Annotated in this window: 7 protein-coding genes; 3 read left to right on the top strand and 4 right to left on the bottom strand. The window is 50.9% G+C overall.

The genetic code is table 11. The features are described 5' to 3' along the window. Nucleotides 1-103 precede the first annotated feature (103 nt). Genes JHJ32_RS02350 through JHJ32_RS02360 form a run of 3 tightly spaced genes read right to left on the bottom strand, consistent with a single transcriptional unit; the run spans nt 104 to nt 6,499 of the window. Nucleotides 104-1,363, bottom strand: coding sequence for an alkaline phosphatase family protein (locus tag JHJ32_RS02350; RefSeq protein WP_200119583.1), 1,260 nt, complete (start codon nt 1,361-1,363; stop codon nt 104-106). Between the two features lie 15 nt (nt 1,364-1,378). Next, a complete protein-coding gene (locus JHJ32_RS02355) occupies nt 1,379-3,196 on the bottom strand; it encodes a RagB/SusD family nutrient uptake outer membrane protein (RefSeq protein ID WP_200119585.1) in 1,818 nt (605 codons plus the stop codon). A gap of 18 nt (nt 3,197-3,214) precedes the next feature. Beyond that, on the bottom strand, nt 3,215-6,499 hold the full coding sequence (locus tag JHJ32_RS02360; RefSeq protein ID WP_200119587.1) for a TonB-dependent receptor: 3,285 nt from the start codon (nt 6,497-6,499) through the stop codon (nt 3,215-3,217). A 289-nt stretch (nt 6,500-6,788) separates the two neighbouring features. Here JHJ32_RS02360 and JHJ32_RS02365 point away from each other — a divergent pair, with 289 nt between their 5' ends. Then, the gene (locus tag JHJ32_RS02365) at nt 6,789-7,403 is read left to right on the top strand and encodes a TetR family transcriptional regulator (protein WP_200119589.1); all 615 of its coding nucleotides are present in this window, start codon (nt 6,789-6,791) and stop codon (nt 7,401-7,403) included. On the opposite strand, the gene JHJ32_RS02370 is transcribed toward JHJ32_RS02365, so the two are convergent. Further along, the gene (locus JHJ32_RS02370; RefSeq protein ID WP_079715041.1) at nt 7,371-7,652 is read right to left on the bottom strand and encodes a hypothetical protein; all 282 of its coding nucleotides are present in this window, start codon (nt 7,650-7,652) and stop codon (nt 7,371-7,373) included. The genes JHJ32_RS02365 and JHJ32_RS02370 overlap by 33 nt on opposite strands. 190 nt (nt 7,653-7,842) lie before the next feature. On the opposite strand from JHJ32_RS02370, the gene JHJ32_RS02375 reads away from it, so the two are divergent. Continuing rightward, a complete protein-coding gene (locus JHJ32_RS02375) occupies nt 7,843-9,123 on the top strand; it encodes a Gfo/Idh/MocA family protein (RefSeq protein ID WP_200119591.1) in 1,281 nt (426 codons plus the stop codon). A 142-nt stretch (nt 9,124-9,265) separates the two neighbouring features. Continuing rightward, nucleotides 9,266-11,755 carry a glycoside hydrolase N-terminal domain-containing protein gene (locus JHJ32_RS02380; protein WP_200119593.1) on the top strand — a complete coding sequence of 830 codons (2,490 nt, stop codon included), beginning with the start codon at nt 9,266-9,268 and terminating at the stop codon, nt 11,753-11,755. Nucleotides 11,756-11,843: the final 88 nt, after the last annotated feature.

Consider the following 11,843-nt stretch of genomic DNA (forward strand, 5'->3'; position numbering starts at 1 on the left):
TATAACTTTTCGATATACATAAGTAAATTATGTATATCGAAAAGTTACCAATCACCGTATTATGTCGTTACAACGTTCGTTCCGTGCTCCCGTCCTTAGGCTATCACCGGGTACTTTCGCGTATTACCCATCGATTAGCGGTATGGTCGGCAGACTCCAACACCACCTTGTAAAAATCAGACGGATACTCACTGATGTCTATGATAGCTCTGCCAGCAGCTACGGGTACTTCCATCAACGACGTGTATACGTCGGTTCCACCCGAAGCATGGTTGTTGGTTGTGGCCAGCCATACGGTGAGATTTCCCTCGGTATTCAATGCTTCCCATGCCAATGATAAGCTATCGCCCTGCAATGTTGCTGTTTTGAAAACATGTGAAACATTTCCCGAAAGCGGAATGCCATCCCACTCAAATTGGTACTCCCGTGGTGCTTTCACATCCAAGAACCGCAAAATCGTTGGAAGCACATCCACCGATGCAGGCTCACGTTCGTGGAAATAAGTATTTAGGTTTTTATCATTGGTGGCCAACCAGATGCCCCGTTCGCGGGGTGTTTGCCCACCATGATGGTAGCCCTTGTCATCGCGGCCATGGTCAGTGACGATGTACACCAGCCAATCCTCATTGAAGTTATCCTTACGGTATTGGACTGCTTGCCACAATCGCCCCACCTGATGGTCAGCGATGACCACCGCGCTGTCCATCTGCGGGCTGTCGCCAAACTGGTGGCCGATATCATCTGTGTATTGCAAATACACCCATGAGAGGTCCGGCGCATCATTCCGGATGGCTTGTGCGGCCTCTTCCGATACGCGTTCGTCAATCAGGTGGATATAATGGCTTGCTGGATCATGTGGGAATGCCGCCGTGTCCAACTCATACCCATCTACATGAACGTCCATTTTGATGCCCCCTGTTTCGGACTTGCCTTCTCCGACAAGCTTCGTGCGGTTATCCTCCCATGTGGAAAATATTCCGATTTTCTTTTCCGGATACTGCTGCTTGAGGTACCAAAAAAAGGTGGGGTAGTGGTAGTTGATGGCGGCAATGCCATTATCCCATACGTTGTGCTTATTCGTCCACGTGCCGGTCACAAAATGGGTGTAACATACCGCCGAAATGGTGGGCGACTCCGAATAGCTCCCTTTTTCGCCACCGGTGTATGCGCGGGTATACCCGCCTTGGGCCGCCACGCTATCTATCCACGGTGTATTTACCCGCTCGATAACATCTGCGGGGATTCCATCGACAATCGCGAACAAAACTTTCCGAACTGGCGGAGTCTTCGCTTCAGGCGATTGGCAGGCGGCGACCCAAAGTGCCGCCAGCGCCAATGTCAGTAATTTTGCTGTTTTTTTCATTGTTTTCAAAGTTATTTACCAACCGAATAGTTGGTCCCCTAAATTAGGATTTAGCTGGATCTGGGATTGGGGTATCGGCCTGTAATAGTATTTCGGTGTTTCAAAAGTTCCTGCATTTTCCACTACCTGCACATTGCCGGACGTGGGGCTGCTCAAAAATACAGAAACATCCGGATTGGCAAACGTGCCCACGCGATAATAGATAAACGGCACGCCCAGGCTGTTGGTTTCGCGTTGCGCGGGAATGGATTCGGATGCCGGCAGCAGGATGATGTCGGGTACGCCATCGCCGTTGAGGTCGTGCTGCCCTAAACGGGAAAAGTAAATGCCCTGAGGCTCTTTTTCAAGCAGTTTCCCGACTTCCCACCGCATCAGATCATCATGCCGGAATCCTTCGAAAGCCAATTCGATTCTTCTTTCTCTGCGGATTTCCAGAATCTCCGCCCGCTGTGGGGAACTCACGTTCGGGAATTTAGCGGCCTGTACCGGATCTACCGGCGGGTTGAGCGTCATGCCGGGCATTCCCGCCCGGGCCCGCAACATGTTCACCGAGATATCCAGATCTCCCTGGGTAAGCTGCCCGAGCTCGGCCTTTGCCTCCGCATAGATGAGCAGGGTTTCCGCAAACCGGTACAATGGCAAATCGATGTTGTTTCGTTCCTGCAAATTTGTCGTGTTGTACAGGCCTTTGATTTGGTGGTATCCCGAAAAGTTTTTGGCCAATTGCTGTACATACAACCCGGATCCTTGCAAATAGGTGCCTGAGCGCACCAGTTCCCAGCCCGGGTAGGCAAGGGTTTGGTACATCCTTGGGTCACGGTTTTTAAACTCGTCTACAAACTCATTCTGCGCATAGTTCGGTTGCGCACTATAGAAGCTGCCGTCCTCCATCAGGTAAGCCTGTACCAGGTCTTTCACCGGGAAAACCTCGTAGTTGCCAAATACGCCGTCGCTGGTATCCCATACATCACCGTTCAACAGTTCATGGGCGTAGTCACGGGCAAAGATGATTTCGCCAACGGCAAAGAGGTTGGTGTTGAAAAACAAGCTGCCGTAATCTTCCCGGGGATTACCGGTGTTATGGATGAAAAATCCGCCGTTCGTGATGATATCCTGCGCTACTTCCACTGCGCGCTGCAACAGCGCATCTGCCGATGAAGTCAGGTTCAGTTCGGGATGGTACTTGCGGAACGTGCCTTCGTACAACAGGAAACGGGCATAGTCGGCTTTGGCTACCCAACGGTTGACCGCGCCGTTTGGCGCTGTCTCGTCGATGTTGTTAATCGCAAAATCGTAATCCTCCAATATCTTACCGACGACCAGCTCGCGGGGGTCGCGCGCCGCAAAGAGGATGCCTTCATTATCCGTGGATACGGTTTGTTCAATCCAGGGTACGTCAGAATAGCGTTTTACTTTCTCCACGTATGCCCTGGCTCTGAAGAAACGGCCTAAACCTTCATAATGGTTCAACCGTTGTTCGCTTACGGCCGCTCTGCGGAAATTCTCCAGAAAGAAATTGCAGTTGCGTACCTTTTCCCAATCCCATCCGCTGGTTAGTGATTCCGCACTTGGCGTGGAAACCATCATGTTCTTCAATTCGGCACTGCCGGTTGTCCAGGCATTGTCGGTAACGGCGTCCGAAATATAATAGCCTCCTACTGACGGAAAGTCATAAAGCCTTAAAGACGCCAGATTCAAATCCTGCTCATTATTGAAAAAGCTTTCCTGCCCGATCTCCGTTTCAGGGTATTTCTCAAGGAAGCCGTCATTGCAGGACGAGAGGAACAGCAGTGCTGCTGCGGCAAAGGTATGATAGTTTGAAATTCGTTTCATGGCTTGTATATGCTGGGGTTAAAAAATAAGGTTGAGGCCAAATGAATAACTGCGCTGGAAGGGGTATGTCATCCCGTTGCCCCTACGGCCGATATCTTGGGTGGGGTCCGTATTAATGTTGGCATTGGTCGTTTCAGGGTCAAAATATTTTTTTACCTCTGAAAACTCGAATACGTTTTCGCCGGTTGCGAACACCCGGATCCGCGAGATACCCGCTTTGCTTGTCCACCGCGCAGGAAGGGTGTAGCCGATGGTGAGGTTCTTCAGGCGCAGATAAGCGGCGTTTAGCAAGTAATTGGTCTGTGGAATGGCCAGCCCCCGTGCGCCGTCAATGCGGGTGCCGAGGTTGGCATCGGCCAGCCAGCTCTGCAGGTGGGGAAAACGTGCGTTCAAGTTTTGATCAGCTAGGCCCAGGTCCAGATAGGCCTGCGAATGCCGTGCCCGCTCGGCCTCAGTTTCGTTTTCGGCCCGGTAAAAGTCAAGCAGGTGTTCGAACGTATTGCCGTAAGGCTGCTGGTAATGCCCCCAGTACAGGTAATCCAGCGGGTAATAGTCGCGCTTGCCGACGCCCTGCCAGAACATGCGGAAATCGATGTTTTTCCAATTCATGTTGAGATCCAGCCCGAACTGGTAGCGCGGTGTGGTGTTGCCGATAACGGACAGGTCTCCCGTGTCGCCCAATGTCAGGTTTCCTTTATTGATGACGTTGTCGCCATTCAGGTCTTTGTACTTGGGCCAGCCGGGCACGATGGCCAGGGCATCCCACGGGATGATTGACGATTGGTCAAGCCGGGCGATCTCTTCCGCGTTGGTAAAGAAGCCGTCGCTCTGCAGGCCCCAGATTTCACCCAGTTGCATGCCTTCGTAGTACTGCAGGATGTCGTTCGAAGGGTTGGTGAAACGGGTAATCTCGCTCTTTGAGTCGGAAAGGACAAAACGGGCTTCCAGATTAAACGGGCTTCCACCGACGGTGTAGTTGTCGCGGTAGCCTAAGGAGAGCTCCCAGCCCCGTGTCTTCAGGTCGGCCGCATTCTCAAGGGGTTCAGCGGCACCCAGTACGCCAGGCAGCCGTTTACCCAGCGTCAGCATATTCAGCGTATTCCGCGTATACATATCAAATGTGGCCGTAAGCTTTTCCTTCATTACTCCAAAATCAACACCGAAGTTCAGCGTATTGACCTTTTCCCAGGTGTAGTTCGGTGAGACCAGTAAAGGCGGTGAGATGTGGTTGGGGCGGGCACCGCCGATCAGGTAGTCCGATTGCGCTGTTGCCATCGACGGAATATAACCATAATTGGATACGTTTTGGTTACCCAACGAGCCGTAAGAGGCGCGCAGCTTCAGGTTGCTCACGGTGCCGCGGATGGACTCCATGAAAGGCTCCTGATCCAGGCGCCAGGCCACCGATCCCGAAGGGAAAAAACCGAAGCGCTTATCTTTGGGAAAACGCGAGGAGCCGTCATACCGGCCATTGAACTCCACGATATAGCGGTTGTCAAATATATAGTTGAGACGGAAAAATGCACCCCGTAGCGCATAGGTATCGATGCGTTCCGTACCGTTGGCTTGGCCCGTGGCAAGTTCAAGTGTGGGAAATGCGCTGGAAATAAGTCCTGTACGGCTGACTCTGAAGAGTTCACCGCGGTAGCTCTCCTGGTTGTAACCGAGGATAGCCGAAAGGTGATGTTCTCCGATTTCCTTGTTTAGCGTGCCATAGATGTTTAATGCTTGGTACGTGTCGAACAGACCTTCTCTTGTGGCTTCATTGTCGCCTTCTTCCCTGACATCATCAGGGCCGAATCCGATAAGGTAGCTTGTCTTGTAGGCATTGTAGTTTTCATTTGTGCGGCGGTAGGTGTAGTCCGCATTGACTCTCAACAGCCGATCCCAAAAGGAAAGTTCGGTGGTAAACTGGGTTTGGAAAGCCTCTGTAGCCCGGGTTGATTCACCGCCATCGGTGATGGCGGCCGCTTGGCGGCCGACGGACGTATTTGCCCATGTGCCATCTGGATTGATATCCCAAGCCGTGGGGAAAAAGTTGTAGATTTCAAAAATATCCAGCTGCGTTGGGGTTTTACGCTTGGCATTGGTCATCGATGTATTGTTGCCCAGCGTAAACCAGTCCGTCAACGCATAGTCTACCTTTGTCCGCAGGCTGAACCGGTCATAATAATCATCGGCAAGGGTGAGCGGGCTATTCTGCCGGTTGTAACCGCCGGAGAGGTAATAGCGGGCTTTCCGGTTTTCGCTCATGCCGCTGATGGCCAGGTCATGGTTGGTCGTGAAATTGAAATCATCCAGAAAGTAGCGGGCCCAGTCGCGGTTGCCCATATACTCCCATTCGCCGGTGGCGGAGGGATTGATCCGCACGCCGGGGATCGATGGATCATTTGAACGATCGCGGGCATAGGTGTAAAACTGGTCGTTGTAGTTGACGTTGTTCCAGGGCGTGTTGTCCGTAGAGGTTTGCAATAACCGGGAAAATACATAAGGATCGGTGATCTTCCTGGCCATTACCGTCGGTGTATTAAACGTTAGGTTATTGGAATAGCTCACCGTTGTTCCGGCGACCGATCCGTTCTTTGTGGTGATCAGGATGACACCAAAAGCAGCCCGTGCGCCATAAATCGCTGCCGCGGATGCATCCTTAATGACTGAAATGCTCTCGATATCCTGTGGTGCGATGAGGTTCAGCTCGGCCGAACTCACCTGAACGCCATCAACCATGATAAGCGGCCCGCCCCCGTTGATGGACGTGATTCCCCTGATATTGATATCTGCGGCGGCTCCCGGCGCTCCCGAATCAAACCGGATGTTTAAATTGGGCACTAAGCCTTGTAAGCCCTGTGCGGTATTGGAAATGGGGCGATTTTCCAATACTTTCGCGTCCACCTGGTCAACAGCACCCGACAGATTCACTTTCCGTTGCGTGCCGTATCCGACCACGATAACTTCATCTAAGTCACTGGCATCTGCTTCCAATACGACATCCAATTGATTTTGACCTGTATACTGCAATTCCAGCGTTTTGTACCCTACCATACGGAATACCAATATCGCGCCTTGCTCAATATTGTCGAGTGCATACTGGCCAACATCGTCAGTTGCTGTGCCTGAGGTAGTGCCTTGCACAACTACGCTAACGCCAGTCAACGGCTGGCCGGACGGATCCGTTGCCTTACCGACCAGGCGGCTTTGCGCCAATACATCGAAAGGCTTCAATAATACCAGCGCCAAAAAGATGGTGCCCCAGCTTTGGGAAACCAGCCTCCAAGCGTTGTCCCAATGTCGTTGTTTTTTCATAATTTACCTTTTTGATTCTTGTATATATTAATTGAACATTTAGTCAATAAACAAAAGTGATTTTGTGCTATGAACTGGCTTTAATCGAAATGTTATCTATTCGTTAAATGAATTGATTGGAAACGGAAAACGCTTGTTAGCCGTGGCCAAAGTTCGTTGTACAGGAACACTGGCTGATGGCTGGTTGAAATTCTGTGGTTTAAATATTGAATGAATATGCAATTAATAAAAAATAGAAGTAGGGTAAGTCCAAATTTTGTATTTTCGTAACGGCTATTAACACCGTTTTATGGGAAGGAAAAGCTTAAAGGAGATTCGACAGTTAGAAATCATCAAGGTATTCTATAAGGTTGCCAAAAAAGAAGGGCTGGAAAATACATCGATTGCCAAAATTGCGGCGGTGATGGAAATCAATCCAAGCTTGATCATTCACTATTTTAAGACCAAGGACGAATTGACCTATGCGTTAATCGACTACACGCTGGAGAAATACCTGACCATTTATCGGGCTGAGAAGGGTACGAACCCGCCTTCGGCAGATACCCTGGCTGTGGTTATCGATGATCTTTTTTCCAGAAAATGGAACAAGCTGTTCGACGATGGCTTATTTTACAGTTGTTATGCACTCACCTTCCGGGAGAAAAAGGTGAAAGAAATGTACCGAAAGCTCACCGATTCGCTGCGGTTGCGGCTTACCGCGCTTATTCAACGCTGCAACGACGCCGGATTGATTGAAGTGGACAATCCCCGCCTCACGGCCGACTTGATCTTCGCCCTGGTCGATGGTGCCTATTTTTATCTGAGTGTGTCGGCAAATGCCAAAGCGTTCGATGAAAAAATCAAAGATTACAAAGCCGAAGCGTACCGTCTATTAGGCATTCCTGACGTGATCCTTTCGTCGTGACCTGGATAGCGCCTTCGAATAACGAGCGACGCCGAACAATGCGATGAGTACCCATACGCCGTTGGCCGCAAGATTGGGAGTGTCGTCAAAATAAAATGCACTAATGACCAAACCCACACCGCCTATCACGTTCAGCGATTGATAAATGGGATGGTCAAACCGGAGCACTTTTAGGTTGAGGAGTAGGTAGGCTACCGTACAGAAAATAAATCCAAGCCATCCAATGATGGTAACCGTTGATTCTGTCATTGCTCTTAATAAATTGATGAAGGCTAATGTACCGAAACCTTTACCTCCCTCCAAAACAAAAACTCCACATCGGGGAGGCGATACTATTTTAACGTCAAACTTTAGTGTTATCTTTACCAAGCTTGACAAATAAGCGTTTGTTTTGCAGCGGATACGATTAACCATTTGATAAACGTTAGAAACCACAACAATGAAAAGGAAAGCATTTATTAAAAACATGGCTTTGGGGACGGCAGCTTTTACGGTGCTGCCAAGGCATGTGCTTGGCGGTAAGGGATTTTTGGCGCCAAGCGATCGGATTACGCTGGGGTATATCGGCGTTGGCAAACAGGCCATGAGTTTGTTGGGCGATATCAATCGTTGCCCCGAAACGCTTGTGTTGGCCGCCAGTGATGTGGATACCAAAAGGCTTGCCCGTTTTGTCGAGCGTGCAACCGGGGCCAATGCGGAGAAGGTGGCGACATCGGTAACGGGCTATGCCCAATACCGGGAGTTACTGGAGCGAAAGGACATTGATGCCGTGGTCGTGGCGGCGCCAGACCACTGGCACGCGCAAATGTGTGTTGATGCAGCAAAAATGGGCAAAGATATTTATTGCGAGAAGCCGCTGGCACTGACCATCGCCGAAGGGCGGGCGATAGTTGATGCCGTCAGAAAATATAAACGGGTGCTGCAGACCGGCAGCATGCAGCGTTCATGGAAGCCTTTCCGTCAGGCGTGTGAATTGATCACAAATGGTTACATCGGCGATATTAAGGAGATAAACGTATCCGTCGGCGGGCCAGTGCGGCAATGTGATTTGCCTTCCCAATTGATACCGGATTACTTGGATTGGAACGCTTGGATCGGGCCGTCGCTCTATCGCGGATATCACCCCTTCTTGGCCCCGCCTATTGAAAACGACAAAGATTGGGCTGGCTGGCGGAACTACCGTAATTTCGGTGGGGGATATGTGACCGATTGGGGTGCTCACATGTTTGACATCGTGCAGTGGGCTTTGGGTATGGATGAATCCGGCCCGGTGTCTTTCCGTGCACCGCAGGATCCCCTGGCGCAAGAGGGTGCGTCATTTCAATATGCCAACGGCGTGACGGTATACCACCGGCAGTGGGGGCCGGGTAATGCTGTGCAATTTATCGGTACTGAGGGAACCATCGAGGTATCCCGGGAGTTTCTGCGATCAACACCAACCGCATTAGTAGCGCAAACACTTAAGCCTACAGATAAGCCACTCTACCAAAGTGACAACCATTACCAGGATTGGGTAGACGCCATGAAAAAAAGAAGCCGCCCGGTTGCTGATGTTGAGATAGGCCACCGCACGGCATCGGTATGCAATGCGGTGAATATTGTGTATGAATTGCAGGCCGATGTAAAGTGGGATCCGAAGAACGAAGTGTTTGACCATGCTTCGGCAAACCTATTGATATCACGACCCTATCGGACACCATGGAATTTCTCGGATTTTTAGGGGGTAGAATGCCCCAGTTAATTCTTTGTTAAGCTTTTTTTAATGGGAGCGCCTATTTTAGCAGCAGTTAACGCCTGTTTAAATTTATATGGCAAAAATTGGTAGATGAATTTTAAACAGGCTCTTCATTATAAACACAGCTATGGTTATCCTATTGAAATTAAAAGCGTATCTTTTTATTGGCTTGTTTTGCTTCAGCGGTTTAGGTGTAATGGCGCAGGTGGCCCCTGCCAGTTCACGCATGGGTGATATCCGCGCTGAATGGCTGGACAGGGCTTCCTTTTCCAGTGCAGGCGAGCGCCCATCCGGCCGCAACGTGCTATGGTATAAACAATCGGCGAAGGTGTGGGAAGAGGCATTACCCATTGGTAACGGTCGATTGGGAGGCATGGTGTTCGGTGGAGTAGCCGATGAGCGGATTCAGCTCAATGAAAGCACGTTGTGGGATGGCTATGCACTGGATCCAAATAATCCGGAATCGCTGGAAACACTACCTGAAGTGCGCCGCTTATTATTCGCAGACAAAAACAATGAGGCTGTGAAGTTGGCGGAGCAAACGATGATGGGGCGCCCTCGGGGAGTCAAACCTTATCAATCGCTTGCAGAGTTGTGGTTCGACACGCGGCACCTTTCGGCAGACGCTTATACGCGGAGCCTGGATTTGGCCACAGGTGTTGTGACTGTACGCTACAAACATAATGGCATTTGGTATACCCGCGAAAGCTTTGCTTCGGCTGAGCTCAATGCCATCATTGTCCGGTTTACTGCGAGCGGCGGCGGAAAAATCAGCAATTCGTTCACCTTGCGGCGCCAGCAAGATGCCGAGACGACGCCTCATCCAACAGATGCAGCATCGTTGCTGTTAAAAGGTCGATTGCCGGTGAAAGATAGCGATGGCAATGCCCGCGGTCTTCGTTTTGCGGCACAGGTGAAAGCGGTGGTCAGTGGTGGGCACACCCGGTTTCATGACCACGTACTGTCGGTGGAAGGCGCCGACACGCTGACTTTGTATATTGCCGGTGCAACCAATTATCCCGGCTTGGAACATGTCTATGACGGCGGGCTCGATTTTCCCGGTATTCCGGAAGATACATGCGCTGCCATCATATCCAACGCGACGAGGCAATCGTATGAAGCCGTAAAAGCGGCTCATATTCGCGAACATCAGCGTTACTATAGTCGTGTGGAGCTTGAACTGGGCGCACAGGACGGGAAGAATTGGCATTTGGCGACAGACGAATTACTGGAAGAGGCAAGAACAACGGGTCAACCCGATCCACTGCTGGTGGAGACATTTTTCCAGTATGGACGCTACTTGTTGATAGCCAGCTCGCGGCCGGGCACGATGCCTGCCAACCTGCAAGGGCTGGGGGCGTGGCAGATGAACCCGCCGTGGAACGCGGATTACCATACCAATATTAACCTCCAGATGAACTATTGGCCTGCGGAGATTACGAATCTTTCGGAAATGCATTTGCCGCTGGTTGACCTGATGGCGTCGCTGGTTAAGCCCGGACAGCGTACCGCTAAGGTGTTGTACGGTGCCGATGGCTGGGTGGTGCACCACCTAACAGACGCTTGGGGATTTACTGCACCGGCAGATGGGCCACAGGGGATTTGGCCTATGGGAGCCGCATGGTTGGCACAGCATCCTTGGGAGCACTATTGCTATACACTGGATACGGCTTTTTTGCGGCAACGGGCGTACCCTTTGATGAAAGGAGCGGCTGCATTCATTCTCGATTTTCTGGTGGAAGCCCCGTCCGGAACACCTGTAGCGGGAAAATTGGTGACAAGTCCTTCCTATTCACCGGAGAATGCTTTTATATTGCCAAATGGTGAACATTCAGTCTTTACATACGGTGCTACGATGGACTTTGAGATTATCCATGATTTGCTGACCAACTGTGTTGCTGCCACGAAGATTCTGAATATCGACAAAGATTTCCGGAATACTTGCTTGAAAACACTTTCCCGCTTGGCGCCCATCCGCATCAGCGAGACCACCGGGCGGGTTATGGAATGGGTGGAAGACTATGACGAAGTGGAGCCCCACCACCGACATACTTCCCACTTGTTTGCCCTCCATCCGGGCAACCAGATATCGGTGACAGGTACGCCCGAACTTGCGGCGGCTGCCAAAAAGACGCTGATAGCGCGGGGAGACGACGGTACGGGCTGGGGCTTGGCATGGAAAATCAACATGTGGAACCGCTTGCACGATGCCGACCATGCTTTCAAGCTGCTAGGGGTACTCCTGTGCGAGAAGACGTTGCCCAACCTGTTTGACAACCACCCGCCGTTTCAAATTGATGGCAACTTCGGCGCTACCGCAGCTATCGCCGAGATGTTGGTGCAGAGTCATGTGCCGCTAAAAGGCACTCGCTTTGAGGTGCACTTGCTGCCGTCGTTGCCCACGGCGCTCATTCAGGGCTCCGTCAAGGGATTGCGTGCGCGCGGTGGCTTTGTCATTGACCTGACTTGGGAGGACGGTATCTTGCAGGATGCACGCATTGTAGCCGAAAAAGGTGGCCGCTTAACATTGAGACTTGGCGATCGAACCGCAAATTTCAAAACAAAGGGGGGTGAGATATTGCAATTAGACAGTCACTTGAAGCGGAAACGTACTTAATTTCGGAAAACGCAGCCCCGAAGGGTATCCATAATATTATACCGCATATTGGTTGAAATTGCCTATTTTTGGATGCAATTTATAAATC

Source organism: Parapedobacter sp. ISTM3 (genome assembly GCF_016533505.1).
GTDB classification, from domain to species: domain Bacteria; phylum Bacteroidota; class Bacteroidia; order Sphingobacteriales; family Sphingobacteriaceae; genus Parapedobacter; species Parapedobacter luteus.